This window comes from Rhizobium sp. CCGE 510, from assembly GCF_000292525.1.
In the GTDB taxonomy this organism is placed as follows: domain Bacteria; phylum Pseudomonadota; class Alphaproteobacteria; order Rhizobiales; family Rhizobiaceae; genus Rhizobium.
On the sequence record NZ_AEYF01000013.1, the window covers coordinates 58,321 to 83,313 of the forward strand.

Here is a 24,993-nt window from a genome sequence, read left to right on the forward strand (position 1 = left end):
GCGCGCGCCGGAAGTTTGGGCAGGCTTTCCGCGGATATGCAAGGGCTCAAAGCCCGACATTCGGCTTGTCGATGATTTCTCTGAGCGCGAAGCTCGAATTGATCTTGACGACATGGGGCAGGGCCGACAGCCAGTCGCGGTGGATGCGCTCATAGTCCTCGAGATCGCGGGCGGCGACCCTGAGGATATAATCGTATTCGCCCGACATCAGGTAACAGACCAGTACATTGGGGCAGAGCTTCACCGCCGCCTCGAATTCGGCCAGGGTCTTGGCGAACTGGCCGGACAGCGAGATATGCACGATGGCGATCATCTTGTAATTGAGCGCCTTGTGCGAAAGCCGCGCGTGGTAGCCGCCGATGACGCCGCTTCTTTCAAGGATGTCGAGCCGGCGCGAACAGGCCGAAGGCGACAGCCCGATCCTTTCGGCAAGCTCGGCATTGGTGATGCGGGCATTGGCCTGCAAGGCCTTAAGAATCGCAAGATCGATGGTATCCAGATTGGCCATTCGAAGAACCTTCGAAAAAAGATAGAGTGTACGCAATAATCGCCGAAAAATTGCCGCTTCGCAAATCGTCTTTGCAAGGACATTTCACGGCCTTGGTGGTTGGATTCCTCATCCGAAAAATCCGCAGCCGCGGAGATCGATGAGAGGAACGCAAATGCGTGTCGGTTGCCCGAAGGAAATCAAAAACCATGAATACCGCGTCGGCCTGACGCCGGCTTCGGTGCGCGAATATGTTGCCCATGGCCATGACGTCTGGGTGGAAACCAAGGCGGGCGGCGGCATCGGCGCCGATGACGCCGCCTATGCCGCGGCCGGCGCGAAGATTGCCGCTTCCGCCAAAGATATCTTCGAAAAATGCGACATGATCGTCAAGGTGAAGGAGCCGCAGCCTTCCGAATGGGCGCAACTGCGCGATGGTCAGCTTCTCTATACATATCTGCATCTGGCCCCGGATCCCGATCAGACCAAGGGTCTCATCGCCTCCGGCGTCACCGCGATCGCCTATGAGACGGTGACCGACGAGCGTGGCGGCCTGCCGCTGCTGGCGCCGATGTCGGAGGTTGCCGGCCGCTTATCTATTCAGGCGGGCGCGACCGCCCTGCAGAAGGCCAATGGCGGCCTCGGCATTCTGCTCGGCGGCGTACCCGGCGTCCTGCCGGCCAAGGTTGCGGTCATCGGCGGTGGCGTCGTCGGCCTGCATGCCGCCAGGATGGCCGCCGGCCTCGGCGCCGATGTCAGCATCCTCGATCGGTCGCTGCCGCGCCTGCGCCAGCTCGACGATATCTTCGCGGGCCGCATCCACACCCGTTATTCCAGCATCCAGGCGCTGGAGGAGGAGGTCTTCTCGGCAGATCTCATCATCGGCGCCGTGCTGATCCCCGGTGCGGCCGCGCCGAAACTCGTCACCCGCGAGATGCTGTCCGGCATGAAGAAGGGCTCGGTCATCGTCGACGTCGCCATTGACCAGGGCGGCTGCTTCGAGACCTCGCATGCGACGACCCATTCCGATCCGACCTATGAGGTCGACGGCGTCGTGCATTATTGCGTCGCCAACATGCCAGGCGCGGTACCCGTCACCTCGGCGCACGCGCTGAACAACGCCACGCTGGTCCACGGCCTGGCGCTTGCCGATCGCGGCCTGCGCGCCATTGCTGAAGACAAGCACCTGCGAAACGGCCTCAACGTGCACAAGGGCCGCATCACCAACAAGCCGGTCGCCGAGGCGCTCGGCTACGAGGCTTTCGCGCCGGAAAGCGTGCTGAACGTAGCGTAAGCTACCTGACTCAAGGTTAGGCGCCGGTCTCTGCAAGAACCGGCGTCTTTACCTTGTCGATCCGGCATTGGAAGCAGTTGTTGCGCGCCGAGCGCACGTGCACGTAAGCGATCTCCGGCCGGGCCAGCAGCTTTTCGCCATAGGCCAGGATATCGGCTATAGCAGTCACTGCGCCGGTGCCATAGACGATGCGGTCGTTCTCGCTATAGCCGCGGACGATGAAGTCGGGGCTCATCGTCAGCATCGGCGGCTGGATTTCCTCGGCGGCATAACGTCGGCAGGGTTGCTTGTGCAAGAAGATCGGCCCAGTTTCGGCATAGGGCTGCAGCACCGGAAAGGGCCGGTAGGCAAAAACCAGCAGCGCCTCACCCTCTTCAATATTCTGCAAGCAGTGGCGGCAAGGATCGCCGTCACCGTCTGATATCATCGTCTCGGGTAAATTGTCATAGGCGTCACGGCCGCCGCTCCAGAGATGTTCGGCGTCCCTGGTCGGCATGGCGGCAAAACGAATGGCGGTCATGGCAAATCTCCTTGTGATCGCCATGAAATTGCACCCGGACGAGTGCGCAAGCCACCCGATTCTTGCGCGTGAGAAAAGAGAGGCTATTCTTCTTGAAAAGCTGCATGGCGAAAGGAGAAGGCTTATGGCCGACGTCGATCTGGCGCTGCTGGCGCAACAGAATGCAGAAATATTGGACGAGCTAAAGGCTCTGCGCCGCGAACTGGCTGAACTTAAGGAACAGTCGGGTCGCACGCTCGATTTCGAGCGCCGCAACGATCCGCGCCGCCCGAGCAGCCTGACGCAGCGTTAGCTGCCTTCGACTGAGCCAGGATGGAAGTCGTCAGCCTTTCCGCGCCATCTCCAGCAGCTCCTTGTCGCTCAGCGGCCGGACGATGCCGGTGCCGGTCGAGACCGGGGAGAAGCCGTACATCTGGTAGAGCTGCAGTGCGCGCGGGTGGTCGAGATTGTTGGTGGTGGTGGTGACCCGCTTGGGATTGAGCGACCAGATGGCGTAGAGCGCCTGCAGCAGGAACCATTTGCCAATGCCGAGACCGAGCGCGTGTTCGATCAGGCCGAAATGGCTGAGCTCGATCGTATCTTCGTTCTCGCAGAAATATTCGTAGAAACCGGCGGGCGCGCCGTTCACATAGAGAACGCTGATATTGTTGCGCTTGTCGTTCAGCGTCTCGGTGAGCTGCTCGTCGCTCATGCGCAACCGGTCCACCCATTGCCAGCGTGCGCCGACCTGCCGGTAGAGATAGCGGTAAAAGGGCAAAGGGATCTCAGGCGCGCGCATGATCGCCGTCTGGATATTGACGGGCACCGGCATGCTCGCCTTCGGCGGCGCCGTCATTTCGAGCCGGGTGATGTGCGCTTTCAGCGAAAGAGGTGTCTTCCCCATGGCGATCAGGCTTTGACCGGTGCCGGCGGACCGGTGACGATGGGCGTATCGTCACGGCTGCCCCATTCGCTCCACGAACCGTCATAAAGCTTGTTGTCGTGATGGCCGAGCGATTCCAGCGCCAGCGTGATGATTGCGGCGGTGATGCCCGAGCCGCAGGAGGTGACGACGGGCTTGGAAAGATCGATGCCGGCATCCTCGATCGTCTGCCTGAGTTCGGGCAGCGACTTGAACCGGCCCTGGTTGGCGAAGGTGCCGGAGGGCAGGCTGCGGGCGCCGGGCATATGGCCGGAGCGCATGCCGGCACGCGGCTCGGGCTCGGCGGCGGCGAAGCGGCCGGCGCTGCGGGCATCGGCGATCTGCATCGCGCCGCTCGAGACGATATCGCGCATCGTATCGAGCGTCACCACGCGGCTCTCGTCGAAGTCAGGCGTGAAACGCGCCGGCGCATAGCTGGGCATGGTGCTTTCGAGCGGCCGGCCTTCGGCCTTCCAGCCGTCGAGACCGCCATCGAGCACGAAGACGTTCTTTGCACCCATCACCCGGAACAGCCACCAGACCCGCGGCGAGGCGAACAGGCCGATGCCGTCATAGACGACGATGCGATCGTTCTCGCTGATGCCGAGCCGGCCGGCCTCAGTAGCGAAATAACCGGGTGAGGGGATCGTGTGCGGCAGCGAGGTCGAATGGTCGGCGATCTTGTCCTGGTCGAAGCGGATGGCGCCGGGAATATGGCCGGCCGCATATTCGGCATCGGCATCGCGCTTCTGCGCCGGCAGATAGAAAGAGGCGTCCAGCACGCGCAAATCCGGGTTCCCGAGCTCGGCCTGCAGCCAGTCGGCCGACACGACGAAACGGCTCTTGGTCTCACTCATTATGGTCTCCCTTGATGGTCAGGCTTCGTCGCCGGGCGTGCCGAAGCGGATGCGGAAGCGCCGGTTCTCCTTGCCCTTTTTCTCGATCTTGGCGATGTGGATCTGCCCGACTTCCTGTGTCTCGGAGACATGTGTGCCGCCGCAGGGCTGGCTGTCAATCGAGGAGTTTTCGCCGATGCAGACGAGGCTGACGCGCCCGAGCCCGATCGGCGGGCGGACATTCTTCGATTTGACGATATCGGGATTGGCGGCAAGTTCATCGTCGGTGATCCATTGCAGAGTGACCGGATGGTTCTGACCGACCAGTTCCATCAGCTTGGCCGTGACTTCGTCCTTGTCGATCGTCTCGCTCATGTCGAAATCGATGCGGCTCTCCTCCTCGCCGACGGCAGCCCCGGTGATCGGATAGGAGCAGACGACGGACAGCAGGTGGCAGGCCGTATGCATGCGCATCAGCCTGTAGCGGCGCGGCCAGTCGACATGCAGCACCAGCGTCTCGCCGACCACAGGCTTCGGCTCGTTTTCGAGCGGCACGTGGATGATGATATCCTTGCTTGGACCGTATTTCGTCTGGCTAAGGGCGATCTTGGTGCCGTCGGTTCGTTCAAGCTCGCCGGTATCACCCGGCTGGCCGCCTGATGCCGCATAGAAGCAGGTCTGGTCCAGTTCGATGCCTCCGTCTTCGTTCACGGCCGTGACGACTGCCTCGCAGGTCGAGAGATAGAAGTCGTCACGAAAGAGGGCATTGACGGGCATGGGATCTCACGCGGGCTCATAGGGAACGTTTATGTCGGGCGACCTGGCCATCCAGCCCGGAACCGGCAGCCCCTTCGATGTCAGGAAATCCGGGTTGAAGAGCTTCGACTGATAGCGGTTGCCGTAGTCGCAGAGGATGGTCACCACGGTGTGACCGGGTCCGAGATCCCGGGCGAGATTGACCGCGCCGGCAATGTTGATTGCTGTCGAGCCGCCAAGGCAGAGGCCCTCGTTTTCGACGAGATCGAAAAGATAGGGAAGCGCTTCGGCATCGGACACCCGATACGAAAAATCGGGGGTGAAGCCTTCGAGATTGGCCGTGATGCGGCCCTGGCCGATGCCCTCGGTGATCGAGGAGCCCTCGGATTTCAACGTGCCGTTCTGGTAGAATTCATAGAGAGCGGCGCCGTCGGGATCGGCGATGCCAATCCTGATGTCTGCGTTGAAAGCCTTCAGGCCAGCGGCGACACCTGCCAGCGTGCCGCCGGAGCCGACCGAGCAGATGAAGCCGTCGATCTTGCCGTCGGTATCCTTCCAGATTTCTCGGGAGGTCGTTTCGACATGTGCCTGGCGATTGGCGACGTTGTCGAACTGGTTTGCCCAGATCGCCCCATTCGCTTCGGTCTTCGCCAACTGCTCGGCGAGCCGCCCGGAGACCTTCACGTAGTTGTTCGGGTTCTTGTAGGGAACGGCAGGCACTTCGACGAGTTCGGCGCCGAGCAGTTTCAGCGCGTCCTTCTTTTCCTGGCTCTGTGTTTCCGGGATGACGATGACGGTGCGGTAGCCGAGCGCCTTGGCGACCAGCGTCAGCCCGATGCCGGTGTTGCCGGCCGTGCCTTCGACGATGACGCCGCCGGGCCGAAGCAAGCCCTTCCGCTCTGCATCACGGATGATGTATAGCGCGGCGCGATCCTTCACCGACTGGCCGGGGTTCAGAAACTCCGCCTTGCCGAGAATGGTGCAGCCGGTCGCAGCCGACGCGCCCTTGAGTTTGATCAGGGGCGTGTTGCCGATGGCTTCGAGGACGGAAGGGTGGAAGGTCATGGAATCTGCCTCTATTCGAACTCTTACTTTAGGAACGGTCTTTTCCCTTCACAAGGCTGAGTTGGCAAGAAATGCTATTCCACGCCTCTGTCGCAGACGATAAAATTTGGCTTTCTGCTCCCGAAATGGTGCATGGCCGGCGATACCGCCATGTTCGGGGTGATCCGAAGATTGACTTTCCCCGTACGGATGACGACAAAGCGAAAACGGAGCGCGGCAACGGGGCGTGACCGAAACCCATATGGTTCACGAACAGATCGACACGATCGATGCATTGATGGCGCAATATGTCGCCGGCTCCTTGCCCGAGCCGGCACGTGCGCTGGTGCAGGCTCATCTCGAAATGAGACCGGACAATCGCAGCCTGGTAAACAGCCTCGAACTGCTGGCCGGCGAAGCCCTGGAGAACCTGGCTGAAGCCGCCATTGCCGATCGCGACCGGCGGCTTGCGGCAATCTTTTCTTCCGCGTCTCTCCTCTCGGCGCCACGGGCGCCGTCACGGCCGCGAAACGCGCTGTTTCCCCAAGCGTTGCGTGATCTCGTCGGCTTCGAAGTCGAGGATGTGCCCTGGCGCAAGCGCTTGCCGGGTTTCAAGGAATATTGCCTCGATATGGACGGCTGCGAGGTCAACCTGATGTGGATCCGCGCGGGCCGCGCCTTGCCGGCGCATACCCACAAAGGCATGGAACTGATCCTCATCCTCGACGGCGCCTTCAACGATGAACGCGGGCGCTTCGGCCCCGGCGATATCTCCATTGCCGACGAGACGGTCGACCATCGGCCGGTCGCCGAAAAAGACAGGCCTTGCATCGCCTTTGCCGTTTCGGACGGGCCGGTCAGGCTGACGGGATCCTTTCGTCAGATGATCGGCGACCTGATCGGCTGAAAGCAGCCACAATGGTGTGATAGAGCCATAAATCCGGGAGCAGCAGAAACTTCCGGAGCTGTTTTTCGTGTTTAGTCAGGCAGAGCCGGAGGAAGATGTCATGCGTGATTTCGTCGCCCGTCCCGAACATGGAATCGTCTGGATCACCGGGGCGAGCTCCGGGATCGGCCGAGCGCTGGCGCTGAAGCTCGCGGACGAAGGATACAAGGTCGCCGTCACCGCCAGAAGCCACGAAAAACTGGTTGAGCTGCAGGCGGAGGCCAGCGATCTTTCCGGCAGCATCGTCGTTCTCGACGGTGACGTCACCGATGCCGAGGACATGGAACATGTCATGGCCTCCATCGAATATGAACACGGCACGCTCGCCATGGCCATCTTCAATGCCGGCATCTACCTCCCGGTCCATGCCGAGGATCTGAACCGCGCCGATTTCGAGAAAAGCTTTGCCGTCAATCTTTCCGGCGTCGTCAACTGTCTGCTGCCGGCAATCGGCCACATGAAGGCGAAAGGGCAGGGACAGATCGCCATCGTCTCCTCCGTCACCGGCTATGGCGGCCTGCCGACGGGTGCTGCCTACGGCGCCACCAAGGCGGCGCTGATCAATATGGCCGAAAGCCTGAAATTCGATCTCGACAAAATGGGTATCCGCATCCAGCTCGTCAGCCCGGGCTTTGTCGACACGCCGGCGACGCGAAAGAATGCCTTCCCAATGCCGGCCCTGGTGTCGGTCGAGGAGGCCGCCCGGCAGATTGCTGCCGGGTTGAAATCGCAGGCCTTCGAGATCACGTTCCCGAAGCGCTTCACCACCATGCTGAAGCTGGCGCGTATGCTCCCCTATGGCGCTTATTTCACGCTGGTGAACCGTGTGACCGGCTGGCGGGAACGGCCGTCCTCGACTGGTCACCATCCAGTGACGCCGCATCCGGCGGAATGATCAACGGCGCGAGAAAACGACCTGGCGCACATCGATATTGCGGGCGCGGAAACCCGCTTCGCAATAGAACAGATAGAATTCCCAGAGCCGCTTGAAACGCTCGTCGAAGCCCATCGGGCGGATGCGTTCCCAGACCGACCAGAAACGCTCGCGCCATTCGGCCAAAGTGCGGGCATAGTCGAGCCCGAAGCCGAAATCCTTGACCAGCGACAAATCGACCTTACCGGCGAGCTCGGCCAGATGGTTGCGCGTCGGCAGCATGCCGCCGGGAAAGACGTATTTCTGGATGAAGTCGGGATTGCTGCGATACTGGTCAAACGATTCAGGGCTGATGGTGATGATCTGCAGGCCGGCCTTGCCGCCCGGTTTAAGACATTGTCTGAGTTTGGAGAAATAGGACGGCCAGTATTTCTCGCCGACCGCTTCGAACATCTCGATCGAGACGATCCGGTCGTAGAGCCCGGTTTCGTCGCGGTAATCCTGGAAGCGAAATTCGACGCGGTCGCCGAGACCGGCCTTGCGGATGCGCTCCTCGGCAAAGGCAAGTTGCTCGCGGCTGATCGTCAACCCGGTCACCTTGCAGTTCAGCTCGCCTGCTGCGAATTCGGCAAAACCGCCCCAGCCGCAGCCGATCTCCAGTACGTGATCCCCGGGCCTGATGCCGGTCGCCTCGGCGAGCGCGCGGTATTTGGCATTCTGTGCCGATTGCAGATCGTTGGCGCCCGTCGAATAGAGTGCCGAGGAATAGGTCATGCTTGGATCGAGCCATTGCCTGTAGAAATCGTTGCCGAGATCGTAATGGGCGGAAATATTGCGCTTCGAGCCCATCTTCGTATTGGTGTTCATCCAATGGCGGACGCGCTCGAAGAGGCGGCCGAGGCCGCCCTTGCCATGCGCATAGCTGAAGGCGGCCTCGCCATTGACCAGAAAGAGTTCGAGGAAGGCGGCGATGTCCGGGCTGTCCCAGTCGCCGTCCATATAGGTCTCGGCGACCCCGATCGTGCCGCTCGTCAGTGCCCGATAGGCCAGGTTCCAGTTGTGGAGGCTGAGCGCCGCCTTTGGTCCGGCCTTCTTGCCTTCGACCAGCAGCCTGCGGCCGTCGGGGAGGGTAACGGCTAGCGAACCGTGCTGCATGTGCAGAAGTCCACGCACAGCCAGCTTTGCCTTGAAGGGCAGACCCTTCACCATCCGGGACATGTTTTCGGCCGTCAGCGTCACCGCGTCCCGAGCCAGCAGATTCCAGTCCTGCGCCTTGCTCATCTCTCCTCCTCCTTCTCCTGCATTTTCTTGCCGGTTAGGGACGACGAAGCACCCGTGATGATACGCGTGGCCGCCCCCCGGCCATTGCATCGAAGGCTACTGCATAATTCCTGAAATCGAAACCGATTTAGCAGTTCAAAATACAAGAGGGTCCTTTGCGCCGGTGCACGGCGCTGGCATATCATTCCGCCGCTTCCGCAAGCGGGCGGGGCCGGTGGACGCTGACTGCAGGCGGAGGCGGTGGGCGCCGGATATAGCGCGCGCCCTTCAGCCACAATTTCAACGCCTCCCAATAGATACCGGCAACGATCTTGAAGGTGAGGAAGGGGATGCGCGCTGTCAGCGTGAGCAACGAGGCGCCGCTCAACGGCACCTGCCGTCCGGAAAACGTCGCCGAGAAAAGCGGGCCTTCATTGTCGTTTTCGAGGATGCGCCAGCGGATTTCGCCACCAGGCGGCAGCATGCGGAAATGATAACGCGCCGCCATGCCGATGAAGGGCGAGACGTGGAAGAGTTTGTCGCAGCTTTGCCGAAGCCCGCTTTCCGACATCTCGCCGTGGCTTACGGGACAGACATAGCTATGCCGCTCGCCGAAAGTATTGCGCACCTCGTAGATCATGGCGACGAGCGCGCCGCCGGCATCATAGGCGTGATAGACTGAGAGCGGATTGAAGACATAGCCGAAAATGCGGGGATAACAGACGAGCAGGATCCTGTTCGCGCGGTCGAGCCCCGCCTCAGCGAGCAGCCGGTCGACATAAGCGCGCAGCGACGCGCTCCCGGTATCGGCATGGTCCTTTTCATGAAACGACACGAGATTGCGCCGGTTGACGGAAAACAGCCTCGACTTCAGGTCGGCGTCATCGAGCCGATCGAGATCGACGAGCAGCGAGAAGACACGGTAGTGGAAGCGGTTGCCGAACGGTCTCATCCGTTGATGCATGATCTGGCCGACATAAAGCGCTGCCGCGGCATCCGGTGGAGGCCCGTTGGCTTCAGCGTTCATGCCACGTCTATTGTCGCGCCCTGTCATGTCGCCACGTCCGGTTGAGATGCCCAGGTTCGGGCCGTCCGCCACGGTATGATGCCGCCCAAGGCTTCTGCCGCCGCCAGACCGGAAACGAGGCCGTCCTCATGGAAGCCGTATCCCATCCAGGCGCCGGCGAAATGGCAATTGTTGTGTCCCTGAATGGTGTCAAGCGCCCGCTGGGCGGCCATGGCGTCCGCCGAGAACTGCGGATGTTCGTAGGTGAATTCGGCAAACACCTTGTGGGGGGCGGGCTCCCGGTCGGGATTGAGGGTCACGAACAGCGGGAATTTCTCGTCGATGCCCTGCAACCGGTTCATCCAGTAGGTGACGGCGACATCCGCCTTTCCATCATCGTGGCTGGAGCGCAGATAGTTCCATGAAGCCCAAACCTTGCGCCGTTGCGGCATCATCGATTGGTCGCGGTGCAGCACGACACGGTTCGGCTGATAAGGAATGGCGGCGAGCAGCCTGCCTTCTCGATCGGTGGCATCGGTGAGTAGCCGTGCCGCCTGATCGCTGTGGCAGGCGAAGATCACCTTGTCGAACAGGCATTCGCCGCCGGTCTCGCCGATGATCGTCACGCCGCGCTCAGAGCGGATGACGCTGCGCACACCGCAGGAAAGTTTCACCCGCTCGCCGAGCGGTCGAAGCAGCCGGTCGAGATAGGTGCGGCTGCCGCCGGTCACCGTCCGCCATTGGTGTTGCCGGCGGTAGATCAGCCGGTGATTGTCGAAGAAATTAACGAAATGCTCGGCCGGAAACTGCAGCATGCGGGCGGACGGTGTCGACCAGATCGCCGCGGCCATCGGCACGAGATAGTTGTTGGTGAAGCCGGGCGAAAAGCCGCGCCAGTCGAGATAATCGCCGATGGAGCGCGAGGCGAGATGGCCGGCGGCCCGGTCTTCGAGGCAGGTACGGTTGAAGCGCAGGATCTCGCGGATCATCCACAGGAACGACGGCCGGAGCAGGTTGCGTTTTTGCGCGAAGATCGAGGATAGTCCGCCGCCGCTCCATTCCAGCCTGCCGCGGTCGAGCGAGAGCGAAAAGCTCATATCGCTTGCATGCGTGGCAATGCCGAGCTCGGCAAACAGCGCCGTCAAATTGGGGTAATTCTGTTCGTTGTAGACGATGAAGCCGGTATCGACAGCAATCTGAACGCCATTGTAATCGACGTCGACCGTCGCCGTATGCCCGCCCGCCCGCGCTTGGCTTTCGTAGAGCGTTACGTCGTGCACCTGATACAGCGCCCAGGCTGCCGAAGCGCCTGATATGCCCGAGCCGATGATGGCGATCTTCAGCCGGCGCGGAGCGGGACGGACATGCGCGTTCATGCGGCATCTCTCATGGCGTTGTAGGCGGCGAGCGCCCGGTTGCGGGCGCTCTTATGGTCGACGATCGGTTTCGGATAGGTTTGGCCGAGTGTGATGCCGGCCTCGTCGAGCACGCTCTTCGGCGCCTCGAATGGCCGGTGGATGTATTTTGCCCCAAGACGCTGAAGCTCCGGTACATGAGCCCTGACATAGTCACCGTCGGGATCGAAGGTCTCGCCCTGCAGCACCGGGTTGAAGATGCGGAAGAACGGCGAGGCATCGGCTCCCGAGCCCGCCACCCATTGCCAGCTTGCTGCGTTGTTGGCGGGATCGGCATCAACAAGCGTGTCGCGAAACCAGGCCTCGCCGCGTCGCCAATCGATCATCAGGTCCTTGATCAGGAAGGAGCCGACGATCATCCGGACGCGATTGTGCATCCAGCCATGGCGCCAGAGCTGGCGCATGCCGGCATCGACGATCGGATAGCCGGTCATGCCGCGGCACCATGCCTTGAAATCGTCGCCGTCGTTGCGCCATTCGAAGCCGTCGAAACGATCGTTCCAGTTGGCCGAGGCAAGACGTGGGAAATGGAACAACAGGTGATAGGAAAATTCGCGCCAGGCGATTTCCTTGCGGAAATGCACGATATCGGTCGCCGGCACCCGGCTCGACAGGCCGCGTGTCGCATCCCAGATGCGGGCAGGGGAGATCTCGCCGAGCGCCAGATGCGGCGACAGCATCGACGTCGCCGGTTTGGCAGGATAGTCGCGGTTTTGCTTGTAACCGTCGAGCGCGTCCTCGACGAAAACACCAAGCTTCTCCTGAGCGCCTTCTTCGCCGGGTGTCCATAGATCAGCGAAATCACCTGCCCAATCCGGCTTCGTCGGCAGCAGATTCCAGCTCTCCAGCTTTTCCGATTTCGGAAGTTGTGATGCCAGGAGCAGTTTCGCCGGGGCTTCCACCGGTCGCCCTGGTTCGCCGGCGCCCTCCAGCGCGCGCCAGAATGGTGTATAGACACGATAGGGCGTGCCGCTGCCGGTCATCAGAAGGGAAGGTTCGTGCAGCAATTGGCCGCCGAAGCTTCTCGCCTCGATCGCCTGCTGTTCCAACTCGTGCTTGATACGGCTGTCGATGGAAATTCCGGATGGATCATAGCGCCGGTTCCAGAAGACGGCCTCGGCACCACTCTCCCTGATCAAGGCGCAGAGCACCTCGAGCGCCCCGCCGCTTGAAAGCACCAGCCGTCCCTGCCGCTTGCGCAGCGACTCGTCCAGCGCCTTCAGGGAATGATGCAGCCACCAGGCCTGCGCGGCACCGAGTGCACCGGTGCCTGCCGCCTCCGGCTCTCTTAGATAGAGGGGGATGATTGGCCGCCCGGAGCGATGGGCAGCGTCGACAGCCTGGTTGTCATCAAGGCGCAAGTCCTTGCGAAACCAGAGGATAACCGGTTTTTCCGCGTCCTTTGCCAATGAAGCCGTCTCCGCGCGTGTACTTTTCAACTGCTACGGATCTACGGAATGGCCGGATCAAGAGTTTCATCGGGGGGAAAAGTTTTATGGCGCGGAGATATGAAAAAGGCCGGCGTGAACCGGCCTTTTCCAAGCGTGGCGCAAATTTGTGCGACATGCTCAGAGTGGAAGCCTGTGCGCTTAATTGTCGTATTCGCGGCAGGCTTCACTGATCGATGCGCCGCTCTGGCCGCCGCGGGTGTCGACGCCGGACATCTGCTGCGGCATGCCGGGGCATTCCATTGTCTGCGGCTGTCCGATACTCTGTGTCGTCATCGGATCGACCGGCGACACGGGTACCGGCCGCATGCCATTGTCATTATTGGTGTAATCGGATGAATAGCTACCCGAACTCTGATCGGTGGAGCCGCCATTCGTCGGTCCGATTGGATCGGGATTAGACTGGGCAAAGGCCGAGGATGCCATGCCGATCACGAGTAGCGAAGCGGCAATAAGGGATTTGGTCATAAGATATCCTCCTTGGATTTTCATCTTGGATGACCAGGGGGTAACTGCAGGGTGGAATCCTTGTTCCGAAATTTGCGGAAAACCTGCATCGGAGCCTAACGGCACCCCGACATGGTTATGCATAAACCTTAACGGCCGATGCCGCTGGATCGGCGCCAGTGCATGTCCTACTTGCATGAGGAGATACTAAAAACCCGTGGCATGAGGCCGCTATGTTCATCTCCTCTCGCGAAGCCGCAGATCTCGGTCTTCAGATTGCGCTTGCCCTCGCCTTGACGGTAAGCGGCATGGCGATCGCGTCCTGTGCGGTGGGCGGCGAGAAGGCCGGTATTTCCGCAATCGATGTCAGCCGTCCCTCGCTCTGGACCGCCGCTCCGATGCGCGTCGATCTGACGACGCAAGCCTACCTGCGCGCCGACACTCCGGCCGTACAGGAACTCGCCGACGGTGCCGAGGACCTCTGCCGCGACCCAATCGGCCTCCGGCTTTCCTGCGACCTGATCGCCACCTCCAGCACTGCAGCTTTCTAAGCGAAGTTAGTTTGACAGGGCCACCGCCGCCCTCCCGAAAGCTTGCAAATCGGATTGATTTGCCGTTTCATCAATCGATAGCGACCACCGTCCGACTCTTTCCCTGAAGGATTCAAGCCCTTGCCCCTGCCGATGCCGCGTGGCTTCGAGAAGCCTTATGCCGCCTTCCTGTTCGATATGGACGGCACCATCCTCAATTCGATCCAAGCTGCCGAACGTGTATGGAGCGACTGGGCAAGGCGTCATGGGCTCGATGTCGCCGCCTTTTTGCCGAAGATGCACGGATTGCGCGGCATCGACACGATCACCCGGCTGAACCTGCCCGGGGTCGATCCAGAGCATGAATCGAGGCTGGTGACCGAGGCCGAAATCGCCGATGTCGGCGACGTCGTTGCCATCCCGGGTGCCGCGGCATTCTTAAGTTCACTGCCGCCCGATCGCTGGGCGATCGTGACGTCCTCGCCGTTGCGCCTTGCCCACCGGCGACTGGAGGCGGCAGGCTTGCCGCTGCCGAAATTCATGGTGACGGCGGAGGACGTCAAAGTCGGAAAACCCGATCCGCAATGTTATATTCTGGGCGCCGAACGGCTCGGCGTCAGCACCCATGATTGTCTGGTGTTCGAGGATGTCAAAGCCGGCATCATCGCCGGAGAGGCGGCGGGCGCCGATGTCATGGTCGTGACGACAACCCATCACAACAAGATCGAAACGCCGCATCCAACCCTCTCATCCTATGATGAGATCTCGGTCCGCATCTCTGCCGATCGTAGAATGCTGATCGTTCCGAGCGCGGCCTGATATCGATCCGGCCGCGTCTTGCTTGCTTTTGCGTAGTTCACTCCGCGGCCGCGGCAAGACAGCGATCGATGATCGTGCCGATTTCGCTGCGGCAGGAGCCGCAATTGGTTCCAGCGCTCGTTTCCTTGCCGACCGCCTCGACGCTGTGACATCCGCCGCGCACGGCAGCGGCAATCTGGTTGACCCCGACACTGAAGCAGGAACAGACGGTGGCGCCCGGATCCGGTCTGCCGGCGCCGGGACGGCCTGCAACGAGCGCGAAGCGTTTCCTGAGGTCACCATGCGAGGCGGAGAGCTGCGATATCGCCCAGTTGCGGGCGACGGCGACCGGTTCGCGGGCGAGAAATAGTGCGGCAAGCAGGGTCTCGCCATCGAAGAAAGCCAGCCTGAGATCGCCGGATTGCCGGTCGGCATAACCCAGCGGCTCGATTTCATCAGGAATGGCGAAAACCGCGCGGCACCACGCCGTCCAGTCTTCGACAGCTTCGCCAAAGGCAAGTTCCAGCCGCCAGCCGCCGTCGGCTTTCGCCAGCGCCCAATAGGCTGCCTCCGGTGTCGCCGGTTTTGTCGCCGAGACGGCGAAACCATAATGGCTGACAGGGAAGGGCCGGACGGCGACGGCAACGTTCTTCGACGCCGGCTGGCCGGAAACGGGATCGGTTATCGGCGCGACCACGGCGTCGATCCGCGCTTTTGCGGCGAATTGGTCGTTCCAGTGCATCGGCGCAAAGATACCGCCACGGGCCTGGCGATCGGTGACCAGCGCCCGGACGATCGCTTTGCCATGCGGGCTGTCGATCTCGACGAGGCCGGCGCTTGATATACCGGTCTCGATCGCGTCGCGCGGATGGATCTCGGCAAAGGGTTCGGCGATGTGGGCGGAAAGCCGCGCGCTCTTTCCGGTGCGCGTCATCGTGTGCCAGTGGTCGCGGACGCGCCCGGTATTCAGCGTGAACGGGAAATCGGCATTGGTGCGATCGGTTGCGGGCGGTTCCACCGCGACGAAGCGCGCCTTGCCATCGGCATGGAAAAACCCGCCCTCGGCGAAGAAGCGGGTAATGCCGGGTTCGGTTCCTGCCGCCTGCGGCCACTGGAAGGGCGATAGTTCTTCGTAGGCGTCGTCACGCATGTCGGCGCGCGCGCCGATGTCGAAATCGCGGCTACCGTTATTTTCGAAGGCCGAGAGGGCAGCGTGTTCCGCGAAGATTGCGGCCGGCGCATCGAAGTCGAAAGCGGCGGCAAATCCCATGCGGCGTCCGACCTCTGCAAGCTGCCACCAGTCGGCCTTGGCATCGCCTGATATGCCGAGAAACGGCCGCTGTCTGGAAATGCGTCGTTCGGAATTGGTAACGGTGCCATCCTTTTCGCCCCAGCCGAGTGAAGGCAAAAGCACATCTGCGTGCCGGGTCGTATCCGTCTCTTTAAGGATGTCGGAGACGACGACGAAGGGACAGGCGGCGATTGCGCTTTCGACGCTGTCGGCATCCGGCATCGAGACCACGGGATTGGTGGCCATGATCCAGAGCGCCTTGATGCGCCCGTCGGCCACCGCGCGGAACATGTCGACCGCCTTCAGGCCCGGTTTTGCAGCAATGACCGGTGAATTCCAGAAGCGCTGCACGCGATCCCGGTCTTGCGGATTTTCGATCGCCATATGGGCGGCAAGCATATTGGCGAGACCGCCGACCTCGCGCCCGCCCATGGCGTTCGGCTGGCCGGTCAGCGAGAATGGTCCCATGCCGGGGCGGCCGATGCGGCCGGTCGCCAGATGGCAGTTGAGGATGGCATTGACCTTGTCGGTGCCGGAAGAGGACTGGTTGACGCCCTGGCTGTAGCAGGTCACGACCTTCGGCGTGTTCTCGAACAGCCGGAAGAACTCCCGGATCTGCATGGCCGGCAGGCCGGTCCGCTCCAGGAGATCGTTGATATCAAGCGCCGCGGCTGCCGCAAAAGCGTCGGCGAAACCTTCCGTGTGGGAAGCGATGTAATTCTGGTCGATTGCCGGGCTGGTCGCGAGATGGGCAAGCAGTCCCATGAACAGCGCGACGTCGCCGTCCGGGCGGATTGCCAGATGCAGGTCGGCGATATCGCATGTCATCGTCCGGCGCGGATCGATGACGACGACGCGCATGTTTGGCCGCGCCACCTTTGCGGCGGCAAGCCGCTGGTAGATGACGGGATGACACCAAGCGAGATTGGAGCCGGTGAGCACCACCAGATCGGCGAGTTCGATATCCTCATAGGTTCCAGGCACCGTATCGGCGCCGAAGGCGCGGCGATGCCCCGCCACCGAGGAGGACATGCAGAGCCTTGAATTGGTATCGATATTGGCCGAGCCGATGAAACCCTTCATCAGCTTGTTTGCGACGTAGTAATCCTCGGTCAGCAACTGGCCGGACACGTAGAAGGCAACGGAGTCAGGCCCGTGTTCGGCGATCGTTTCGGAAAAACGCCGGGCGACCAGATCCAGCGCCTCGTCCCAGCCGCTGCGCTCGCCTGCGATTTCAGGGTAGAGAAGCCGGCCATCGAGATCGATGGTTTCGGCAAGGGCTGAACCCTTCGAGCAGAGCCGGCCGAAATTCGACGGATGCTCGGGATCGCCCTTGACGCTGACTGAGCCTGCCTCGTCGACGGTGGCGAGAACGCCGCAGCCGACGCCGCAATAGGGACAGGTGGTCTTGACCTCAGTTCCCATCTATTCCGCCGCCATCATCAGGCTTTCCAGGGCAACGAACAGCCTGCCGTCTTCGTTCAGCACCTGTATCGTCCGGACCTCGCCCTGGTCGGCGCCGAGAGCCTTGCCGGTTTCCAGCGAGATCACCCAGTTGTGCAGCGGGCAGGTGACGGCTTTGCCGTGAACGATGCCCTGAGACAGCGGCCCGCCCTTATGCGGGCAATGGTCCTCGATGGCGAAGACCTCGTTTTCGGCGGTGCGGAAGACGGCGATCTTGCCCTGCGGCGTCTTTACGCAACGCGCGCCGCGCAATGGGATGTCGGAGATGTCGCCGATTGCGATCCAGTTCATGTCCATCTCCTTACTCCGCAGCCTGCGGATAACCGATCGTCGCCATCGGCTTGAACTCATGCTTGTCCTTGCCGGAAACACGCTCCGACCAGGGATCGACCTGGGCGAATTTCTGGCTGAAGACGAAGCGCTCGTAATAGGCTTTGCGCTTTTCGGCATCGTCCATGATCTGACGGCGGATTTCCTCCAGGCCGACACGCTTGGCCCACTTGTAAATGCGCTCGAGGTAACGGGCCTGCTCGCGATACATTTGCGTCAGTGCCACGATATGCTCCAGCGCTTCGTCCTCGGTCCGCACAAGCCCAAGAACCTCAGTGCCCTTGATGTCGAGACCGGCCGCACCGGCGAAATGGATCTCGAAACCGGAATCGACGCAGATCACGCCGATATCCTTGCAGGTTGCTTCTGCGCAGTTGCGCGGGCAGCCGGAGACGGCCAATTTCAGCTTGGCCGGCGTCCATGAGCCCCACATGAATTTCTCGATGCGGATGCCGAGACCGGTGGAATCCTGGGTGCCGAAGCGACACCAGTCCGAGCCGACGCAGGTCTTCACGGTGCGCAGACCCTTGGCATAGGCCTGGCCGGAAACGAAACCGGCCTTGCCGAGATCGGCCCAGACGGCGGGCAGGTCTTCCTTCTCGATGCCGAGCAGGTCGATGCGCTGGCCGCCCGTCACCTTCACCATCGGGATCTCGAACTTGTCGACGACATCGGCGATGGCGCGCAGTTCGTTCGAATTGGTGACGCCACCCCACATGCGCGGAACGACGGAGTAGGTGCCGTCCTTTTGGATATTGGCATGGACGCGCTCATTGATGAAACGCGATTGGTAGTCGTCGGCATATTCGTCCGGCCAGTCGCTGACCAGGTAATAGTTGAGTGCCGGCCGACATTTGGCGCAGCCGCAGGAGGTCTTCCATTCCAATTCCTGCATGACCGCCGGGATGCTCTTCAGCCCCTTGGCCTTGATCAGCCGGCGGACGTCGTCATGGCCGAGTTCGGTGCAGGTGCACATCGGCTGCACGGCAGCCGGGTTGTAGCTGTCGCCAAGTGTCAGCGCCATGAGTTGTTCGACGAGGCCGGTACAGGAGCCGCACGAGGCCGATGCCTTCGTATGGGCCCGCACGTCGTCGAGCGACGTCAGGCCTTTGCCTGAAATCGTCGAAGTGATCTTTCCCTTACATACGCCGTTGCAGCCACAAATCTCCGCGTCATCCGGCAAGGCTGCAACGGCCGCCATAGGGTCCAGCGGCGACCCTCCCTGATAGGCCTGTCCGAAGATCAGCGTCTCGCGCATCTCGGAAATATCGGTCGCTTTTTTCTTCAGGTCGTTGAACCAGGCGCCGTCGGCGGTCTCGCCGTAAAGCACGGTGCCGATGATCTTGTTGTCCTTCAGCACCAGGCGCTTGTAGACGCCGGCGCTGGCATCGCGGAGCACGATCTCCTGGCGGTCGTCGGCGTCGGCGAAGTCGCCGAGGGAATAGAGTTCGATGCCGGTGACCTTGAGCTTGGTCGGTGTATCTGCATGAACGAAGGCCGGCGAGCGATCGCCGGAAAGATGTGATGCGGCAATCCGGGCCATTTCATAGAGCGGCGCAACAAGGCCGTAGACCATGCCGCCCACCTCGGCACATTCGCCAAGCGCAAGAATATTGCCGTCCGAGGTCTGCATGCCGGCATCGACGACGATGCCGCGATTGACCGCAAGGCCGGCGTCCTTCGCCAGGCCCACACTCGGACGAATGCCGACTGCCATCACCACCAGCGTTGCCGGGATAATGCGGCCGTCGTCAAGCTCGATGCCCTCGACCTTGCCGTTGCCGACGATCGCCTTGGTATTGGCCTTGCAGATGACCTTGATGCCACGTTCTTCGACCGCCTTCTGCAGCAGATAGCCGGCGGCGGGGTCGAGCTGGCGCTCCATCAGCGTCGGCATGACGTGCAGCACGGTGACGTCCATGCCACGCTGGGCAAGACCGGCCGCCGCTTCCAGGCCGAGCAGACCGCCGCCGATCACCACAGCCTTTTCGCGCGACTGAGCGGCAAGCAGCATCGCCTGCACGTCGTCCAGATCGCGATAGGTGATGACGCCGGGCAGATCCTTGCCGGGGACCGGGATGATGAAGGGTACGGAACCGGTTGCGATCACCAGTTTGTCATAGCTTTCGGTAACGCCGTGGTCGGAGGTGACGGTCTTGGCGACGCGATCGATGTTGATGATCTTGTGGCCCTTGTAGAGCATGATGCCGTGCTTGATGTACCAGCCGTCACCGTGAATGATGATCTGCTCGTAGTCCTTCTCGCCGGAGAGAACCGGCGACAGCATGATGCGGTCGTAATTGACGCGCGGCTCGGCATTGAAGATCGTAACTTCATAGCGTCCGGGCGCCTGTTCGAAGAGATGCTCCAGCATGCGCCCGGGCGCCATGCCATTGCCGATGATGACAAGTTTTTCGGTCATATTTCCAAGTCCTTAGATCAGGTTGCAGCCACGGGCGCCGAGTGCCCTTGGCGCGACAGTTGCTTTACGGACAGGTGCATCCAGATGAGAGAAGCGACGACGATCGCAAAGAGCAGCAAGAAACAGCTGGACCAAAGGCCGGTCATGTCCTTGAGCAGGCCGAAGGCAATCGGCAGGATGAAGCCACCAAGACCGCCCATCATCCCGACGATGCCGCCGACGGCGCCGACGCTCTCGGGATAGTAGGCGGGAATGTGCTTGTAGACGGCAGCCTTACCGAGGCTCATGAAGAAGCCGAGCACGAAGATGACGACGATGAAGATGACAGGCGTAATCGTAGCAGCCGGCAGGGCCAGAATGAGAGTGGCCACGGCCGACACGGCCAGCATCGCATACATGACGCTGCGGGCGCCCTTCTTGTCCGACAACACGCCGCCAAAGGCGCGGAAGATGCTGCCCGGGATCGAGTAGCAGGCCGCTACCATGCCGGCCGTTTCCAGGTTGAAGCCGTAGACGCCGACCAGGTAGCGCGGCAGCCACAGTGACAGGGCAACGAAGCCTCCGAAGGCGAAGAAATAGTAGAGCGAGAAACGCCAGACCTGAACGTTCTGCAGCGGCGCGAATTCCTGAGCCAGGCTCTTGGAGGCGACGCCGCGCTTGCGGCGGAGACGGAAGGCCGGGTCATCTGACGTGGTGAACCAGAAGACGATTGCCATCAGCGCCAGACAGACGGCCCAGATCTCCGCAACCGCTTGCCAGCCCCATGCCAGCAGGACGAAGGGGGCGGCGAATTTGGTCACGGCCGCGCCGACATTGCCGGCGCCGAAGATTCCGAGAGCCGTTCCCTGCTTTTCCGCCGGGAAGAAGGGCGAGACATAGGCGACACCGACCGCGAAGGAGCCGCCGGCAAGCCCGACGCCGAGACCGGCAATCAGCATCTGCGTATAAGTCTGGGCGTAGGAGAGCAGGAATGTCGCCAATGCGGCGGCCAGCATGGTGATCGTGTAAACAAGACGACCGCCATAACGCTCTGTCCAGATGCCGAGGACGATGCGCACGAGCGAGCCGGTGAGGACCGGGGTTCCGACCAGCAATCCGAACTCCGCCTCGTTCAGGCCGAGGTCCTGCTTAATGCGGATGCCGATGATTGCAAAGATCGTCCAGACGGCGAAACAGAGGGTGAAGGCGGCTGTGGAGATCCACAATGCTTTGGCTGGTTCGCCGGCGGACATAGGCTCTGCTTTCTCGATGACAGACATGGCTTCTCCGTGGCCCGACGAGGTCGTGCCGATCCATTGCTGGGGGTTAAAACAAAAAAGCCGCTGGCCAGGCCGCGCATACACGAGGTGCGCGAAGTATCCTGATCAGCGGCTTTGCTGGTGGCGCCCGTCGTTGGACGCCGAATTCATGTCAGTAAGACCAACGTCTTCAATCTGAAGCGCAATGTCTCTGTCTTGTGCGCGCGGCTAATGCGCGCTCACGCTGCTGATCGTCGTTGATCTGTGCCTTAATAGCCTTGCAAGCGGTGTGCCAGTTTGGATTTTTCACATCAAGGCACTGAATAAAAACAATATTTTTAAAAATCTGTCGTCTGCTCGTTTTTGGGGCTGCTAAAAATCGTGCAAATTTTTTGTGCGTTGCGGTGGGATGGACGGAGATCCTTGCTGGCGTTTTGTGCAGGCTGGCCTGTCGATCAGGTCTCATCGCTGTGGGAGGAGAAGGGCAGGGCGCTCCTGACGGCGAAGCCGGCGACATAGTCCGGCAATTGCGCCGGATCGAAAATGTGATCGTCCATGAAGCGGTCGCCCTCGTCATCGCCTTCGATGCGGATATCGGCGTCATCGGGTGCGTTGTCGTCGCCGAGAGCTCTGCGATAAAGATCGGGGCGATAGGCGGATGCGGCGGCCCTTGCGCTGTTGAGGCTGGCCTCGGCCTGTCCCCAGCGGATCATCTGGCTGTAGATCCATAGAGCATGGCTTGGCCGGGGATAGTTGGCGAAGCCGGAATGGAACATGAAATAATCGGCAATGACGCGGCGGTTGCCCTTTGCATCGAGGCTGAATTCACCGGCCAGAACACGGCGAATGATCTCGACGGGGGCGGCGATATAGCGGGAATCGGCAAGAGCTGCCGCCAGTGCGTCGTGATTGTCCGGCCGGTCGCACCAGCGGGCTGCGGCGTCGAGCGCCACGATCAGCCGGGAAACGGTTTCCGGATGGCTTTCCGCCCAGTCCGGCCGCATGCCGATCACCTTTTCCGGAGCCGACGGCCAGATATCCTGTTTGGCGGCGACGATACGGCCGAGACCGCGCTCCGAGGCGACCATATTCCATGGCGCGCCGACGCAGAAACCGTCGATCGCGCCGGCCGCAAGCGCATCCGAAGTCAGTGGCGGCGGCACGACGACGAGCTTGACGTCCTTGTCGGGATCGATGCCGCCGGCCGCCAGCCAGTAGCGGAATTCGTAATTGTGGGAGGAAAAGGGATAGGTAACACCGAAGGTCGGCAACGGCTCGCCGCGCGCCTTCATCGCCGCCAGTGTCTTCGCCAAAGCTTGCGCATTGTCGAGCGCATTTGCTGTTTCCGACAATCCCGCGTCATCCCGCATCCTGTCGAAAAGCCGCGTCGACAGCGTGATCGCGTTGCCGCCGCGTCCCAGCGAAAACGGCGTGATCGTCGGCGAGGGATTGGAGCCGAGACCAAGCATGGAGGCGACCGGCATCGGCGACAGCATATGGGCGATATCGAACTGGCGGAATGCCAGGCGGTCGCGGACATTCGCCCAGGAGACGTCCTTGACGAGATCGAGCGTCAGGCCTTCCTTCTGCGCGAAGCCGAATTCTGCCGCCGCAATCAGCACCGATGAGTCGACGAGCGGAATGAAGCCGGCCCGAAGCACTTTCGGCCCTTCATTGTTCACGCGCACGGGCGAGGGCAGTCCGCCGCTGGAATTCGTCGCCTTCGTCATCATATCCACTCCGGTTCCTCCGGAAATTCACGAACGTCGGCCATTACATCAACAGCCCCGCGGCGGTGACGACGCTCTGAGCGATTTCCGACATCTTCTTCTTTTCGTTCATCGCTGTCTGGCGCAACAGGGAGAACGCCTCTTCCTCGGACAGTCCGCGCATCTTCATCAATATGCCCTTGGCGCGCTCGATGAGCTTGCGTTCCTCCAGCGCTGAGCGGGCATCGGCAAGCTCGCGCCGCAGCCGGCTGAAGGCATTGAAGCGGCTGACGGCCATGTCGAGGATCGGCTTGACGCGTTCCTTCTTCAATCCGTCGACGATATAGGCCGAGACGCCGGCATCGACCGCAGCCTCGATCGAAGCCGTGTCGGAGCGATCGACGAACATGGCGATCGGCCGGCTGACGGTACGCGTCAGCTGGAACAGATGCTCCATCATGTCGCGGTTGGGATTTTCGATATCGATGATGATCACGTCGGGCGTCAGCGTTTCGATGATTCGCGCGATGCCGTTGACCTCATGCACCACGGTGACGCGCGTATGCCCTGCCTCGCGCAGCCCTTCTTCGATGATGGAGGCGCGTATGGCATTTTCGTCGATCACCAGAATTGTCAGATCGAGATGCGTCATTGCTCCATTTATGACGCGCTGCAGCAATTTTGGCAAGGTGTCGCCTGAAAAATGTGCATCAATAGGTGTGAGTAAAAAATAATCAAACTGCCGCGGTTTGAGGCGGGCCGCCTCTTCGGCGAGACTCGGCGAAATGGCCGCCGAAGCCTTCAGGGCTGCGGTATGTCGGAGGTGAAATGGGGAACGGCGTAACCGCGCCTGACCTGCGGCCGTGCGGCAAGCCTGAGATACCATCGTCGGATGTTGGGAAAGGCGCTCAAGTCGATCTTGTGGCGCTGAAACCTGGAAACCCAGGGCCAGACCGCCATGTCGGCGATAGAATAATCGTCGACGAGATAGTCGCGGCCCTCGAGCCGCGCGTTCAGGGTCTCGTACAGGCGGCGGGTGTCCCGGCGAAAGAGATCCTCTGCGAAAGGCGCTTCGCCGCTATTGTAGGTCAGGAAATAATGGGCGTGGCCGAGCGTCGGTCCGAAACCGCCGATCTGCCACATCAGCCATTCGATCGTGTGATGCCGGGCCGCACCGTGCCGGGGCAGGAAGCGCCCGGTCTTTTCGGCGAGATAGAGCAGGATGGCGCCGGATTCGGCAAGCGTGATGCCGGTCTCGTGATCGATGATCGCTGGAATCTTGGCGCCCGGATTGATGGCGAGATAATCCTGCTGGAATTGATCGCCCTTGGTGATGTCGATCGCATGGGGGCGATAGGGAAGGCCGAACTCTTCGAGTGCAATCGACACTTTCAGTCCGTTCGGCGTGATCCAGGTATAGAGGTCGATCATCCCAGGTTCAATCGAACATCATTTCGTCGACCGGCAGCTTCGTCATTCCGAAGCGCCCGGTGACGTCGTCGAGGCCGGAGAACATATCCCTCAGGCTGTGCACGATCGCCTCGACACGCGGATCGATGACGCGATAGACGATCGCCTTTCCATCGCGGCGTCCTTCGATCACGCCGGCCTCGCGAAGCTCGCTCAATTGCTGGGAAAGCGTCGGCTGGCGGATGCCGAGTTCGTCCTCCATCGCCGAGACGGAGGCTTCCGTTTCCATGAGATAACAGACGATCGCCAGGCGGTTGGCGTTAGCGATCAGCTTCAGCAGTTCGCTGGCTGCGCCGACATCATGACAGACTCTCGAAGAAACGGGCTTCGTCAACGGTATCGTCCTTGCAGGTTCTATAAAAAAGTAAAGTGACGGCGCGGAAATTTCAACTATCGCTCGCTCACTTCGAGCAATCTGGTAAAAGATTTCATTGCCTATCGATTTTATGGGATTTCAGCGCCGATTTTCTTGTGCTGACGACAATCGCTTCCTCGCAATCAATTTAT

General features: G+C 61.2%; 25 protein-coding genes. 6 read left to right on the forward strand and 19 right to left on the reverse strand.

The genetic code is table 11. From position 1 onward, the window contains the following. Positions 1 to 46: 46 nt before the first annotated feature. Entirely contained in the window at positions 47 to 508 is a 462-nt protein-coding gene (locus tag RCCGE510_RS06595) for an Lrp/AsnC family transcriptional regulator (protein WP_007628340.1), read from the reverse strand. Positions 509 to 662: 154 nt separating this feature from the next. On the opposite strand from RCCGE510_RS06595, the gene ald reads away from it, so the two are divergent. Further along, positions 663 to 1,781, forward strand: coding sequence for an alanine dehydrogenase (gene ald / locus RCCGE510_RS06600; RefSeq protein WP_007628343.1), 1,119 nt, complete (start codon positions 663 to 665; stop codon positions 1,779 to 1,781). A gap of 16 nt (positions 1,782 to 1,797) precedes the next feature. Here ald and RCCGE510_RS06605 read toward each other — a convergent pair whose 3' ends face one another. Further along, the gene (locus RCCGE510_RS06605) at positions 1,798 to 2,301 is read right to left on the reverse strand and encodes a DUF1203 domain-containing protein (protein ID WP_007628345.1); all 504 of its coding nucleotides are present in this window, start codon (positions 2,299 to 2,301) and stop codon (positions 1,798 to 1,800) included. Between RCCGE510_RS06605 and RCCGE510_RS06610 the strand changes: the two genes are divergently transcribed. Continuing rightward, positions 2,300 to 2,593 (forward strand): hypothetical protein, encoded by a 294-nt coding sequence (locus RCCGE510_RS06610; protein WP_007628346.1) that lies wholly within the window; start codon positions 2,300 to 2,302, stop codon positions 2,591 to 2,593. The genes RCCGE510_RS06605 and RCCGE510_RS06610 overlap by 2 nt on opposite strands. Positions 2,594 to 2,623: 30 nt before the next feature. On the opposite strand, the gene RCCGE510_RS06615 is transcribed toward RCCGE510_RS06610, so the two are convergent. The 4 genes from RCCGE510_RS06615 to RCCGE510_RS06630 are packed head-to-tail and all read right to left on the reverse strand — an operon-like array spanning position 2,624 to position 5,859. After that, complete coding sequence (locus RCCGE510_RS06615; RefSeq protein WP_007628347.1) at positions 2,624 to 3,184, reverse strand: GNAT family N-acetyltransferase; 561 nt, start codon at positions 3,182 to 3,184, stop codon at positions 2,624 to 2,626. 5 nt (positions 3,185 to 3,189) lie between these two features. Beyond that, a complete protein-coding gene (gene sseA, locus RCCGE510_RS06620) occupies positions 3,190 to 4,059 on the reverse strand; it encodes a 3-mercaptopyruvate sulfurtransferase (protein WP_007628349.1) in 870 nt (289 codons plus the stop codon). 18 nt (positions 4,060 to 4,077) lie between these two features. Then, entirely contained in the window at positions 4,078 to 4,815 is a 738-nt protein-coding gene (locus RCCGE510_RS06625) for an alanyl-tRNA editing protein (protein WP_007628351.1), read from the reverse strand. A 6-nt stretch (positions 4,816 to 4,821) separates the two neighbouring features. Then, the gene (locus RCCGE510_RS06630) at positions 4,822 to 5,859 is read right to left on the reverse strand and encodes a cysteine synthase A (RefSeq protein WP_007628352.1); all 1,038 of its coding nucleotides are present in this window, start codon (positions 5,857 to 5,859) and stop codon (positions 4,822 to 4,824) included. A 226-nt stretch (positions 5,860 to 6,085) separates the two neighbouring features. On the opposite strand from RCCGE510_RS06630, the gene RCCGE510_RS06635 reads away from it, so the two are divergent. Together RCCGE510_RS06635 and RCCGE510_RS06640 are read left to right on the forward strand one after the other, a co-directional pair. After that, positions 6,086 to 6,745 carry a ChrR family anti-sigma-E factor gene (locus tag RCCGE510_RS06635; protein WP_192815284.1) on the forward strand — a complete coding sequence of 220 codons (660 nt, stop codon included), beginning with the start codon at positions 6,086 to 6,088 and terminating at the stop codon, positions 6,743 to 6,745. A gap of 100 nt (positions 6,746 to 6,845) precedes the next feature. After that, complete coding sequence (locus RCCGE510_RS06640; RefSeq protein WP_007628355.1) at positions 6,846 to 7,679, forward strand: SDR family NAD(P)-dependent oxidoreductase; 834 nt, start codon at positions 6,846 to 6,848, stop codon at positions 7,677 to 7,679. Here the strand turns inward: RCCGE510_RS06640 and RCCGE510_RS06645 are convergent, their stop codons facing one another. From RCCGE510_RS06645 to RCCGE510_RS06670, 5 genes are all read right to left on the reverse strand, one after another. Continuing rightward, positions 7,680 to 8,939 (reverse strand): cyclopropane-fatty-acyl-phospholipid synthase family protein, encoded by a 1,260-nt coding sequence (locus RCCGE510_RS06645; RefSeq protein ID WP_007628357.1) that lies wholly within the window; start codon positions 8,937 to 8,939, stop codon positions 7,680 to 7,682. 181 nt (positions 8,940 to 9,120) lie between these two features. Then, complete coding sequence (locus RCCGE510_RS06655) at positions 9,121 to 9,972, reverse strand: DUF1365 domain-containing protein (protein ID WP_037078008.1); 852 nt, start codon at positions 9,970 to 9,972, stop codon at positions 9,121 to 9,123. Then, the gene (locus RCCGE510_RS06660; RefSeq protein WP_007628359.1) at positions 9,969 to 11,300 is read right to left on the reverse strand and encodes an NAD/FAD-binding protein; all 1,332 of its coding nucleotides are present in this window, start codon (positions 11,298 to 11,300) and stop codon (positions 9,969 to 9,971) included. Before RCCGE510_RS06660 ends, RCCGE510_RS06655 begins: the two co-directional genes overlap by 4 nt. Next, positions 11,297 to 12,748 carry a deoxyribodipyrimidine photo-lyase gene (locus RCCGE510_RS06665; RefSeq protein WP_007628360.1) on the reverse strand — a complete coding sequence of 484 codons (1,452 nt, stop codon included), beginning with the start codon at positions 12,746 to 12,748 and terminating at the stop codon, positions 11,297 to 11,299. The genes RCCGE510_RS06660 and RCCGE510_RS06665 overlap by 4 nt, the downstream gene beginning before the upstream one ends. Before the next feature lie 180 nt (positions 12,749 to 12,928). After that, the gene (locus RCCGE510_RS06670; RefSeq protein WP_007628361.1) at positions 12,929 to 13,255 is read right to left on the reverse strand and encodes a hypothetical protein; all 327 of its coding nucleotides are present in this window, start codon (positions 13,253 to 13,255) and stop codon (positions 12,929 to 12,931) included. A gap of 212 nt (positions 13,256 to 13,467) precedes the next feature. Here RCCGE510_RS06670 and RCCGE510_RS06675 point away from each other — a divergent pair, with 212 nt between their 5' ends. Continuing rightward, positions 13,468 to 13,785, forward strand: a complete 318-nt coding sequence (locus RCCGE510_RS06675) for a hypothetical protein (protein WP_007628363.1) — start codon at positions 13,468 to 13,470, stop codon at positions 13,783 to 13,785. Between the two features lie 120 nt (positions 13,786 to 13,905). Beyond that, entirely contained in the window at positions 13,906 to 14,583 is a 678-nt protein-coding gene (locus RCCGE510_RS06680; protein WP_037077982.1) for an HAD family hydrolase, read from the forward strand. Positions 14,584 to 14,620: 37 nt separating this feature from the next. Here RCCGE510_RS06680 and RCCGE510_RS06685 read toward each other — a convergent pair whose 3' ends face one another. The 8 genes from RCCGE510_RS06685 to RCCGE510_RS06720 form a co-directional block, all read right to left on the reverse strand. Beyond that, positions 14,621 to 17,278 (reverse strand): nitrate reductase, encoded by a 2,658-nt coding sequence (locus tag RCCGE510_RS06685; protein WP_007628367.1) that lies wholly within the window; start codon positions 17,276 to 17,278, stop codon positions 14,621 to 14,623. Further along, positions 17,279 to 17,614, reverse strand: coding sequence for a nitrite reductase small subunit NirD (gene nirD / locus RCCGE510_RS06690; protein ID WP_037077985.1), 336 nt, complete (start codon positions 17,612 to 17,614; stop codon positions 17,279 to 17,281). It abuts the gene before it with no gap. Between the two features lie 4 nt (positions 17,615 to 17,618). Continuing rightward, positions 17,619 to 20,069, reverse strand: a complete 2,451-nt coding sequence (gene nirB / locus RCCGE510_RS06695) for a nitrite reductase large subunit NirB (RefSeq protein WP_007628371.1) — start codon at positions 20,067 to 20,069, stop codon at positions 17,619 to 17,621. Between the two features lie 17 nt (positions 20,070 to 20,086). Continuing rightward, positions 20,087 to 21,328 (reverse strand): nitrate/nitrite transporter, encoded by a 1,242-nt coding sequence (locus RCCGE510_RS06700; protein ID WP_007628373.1) that lies wholly within the window; start codon positions 21,326 to 21,328, stop codon positions 20,087 to 20,089. A gap of 434 nt (positions 21,329 to 21,762) precedes the next feature. Next, positions 21,763 to 23,046 carry a CmpA/NrtA family ABC transporter substrate-binding protein gene (locus RCCGE510_RS06705; RefSeq protein WP_192815285.1) on the reverse strand — a complete coding sequence of 428 codons (1,284 nt, stop codon included), beginning with the start codon at positions 23,044 to 23,046 and terminating at the stop codon, positions 21,763 to 21,765. Between the two features lie 34 nt (positions 23,047 to 23,080). Further along, a complete protein-coding gene (locus RCCGE510_RS06710) occupies positions 23,081 to 23,668 on the reverse strand; it encodes an ANTAR domain-containing response regulator (RefSeq protein ID WP_007628377.1) in 588 nt (195 codons plus the stop codon). Between the two features lie 149 nt (positions 23,669 to 23,817). After that, a complete protein-coding gene (locus RCCGE510_RS06715; protein ID WP_007628379.1) occupies positions 23,818 to 24,447 on the reverse strand; it encodes a glutathione S-transferase N-terminal domain-containing protein in 630 nt (209 codons plus the stop codon). 7 nt (positions 24,448 to 24,454) lie between these two features. Beyond that, entirely contained in the window at positions 24,455 to 24,820 is a 366-nt protein-coding gene (locus tag RCCGE510_RS06720) for a metalloregulator ArsR/SmtB family transcription factor (protein ID WP_007628382.1), read from the reverse strand. Positions 24,821 to 24,993: the final 173 nt, after the last annotated feature.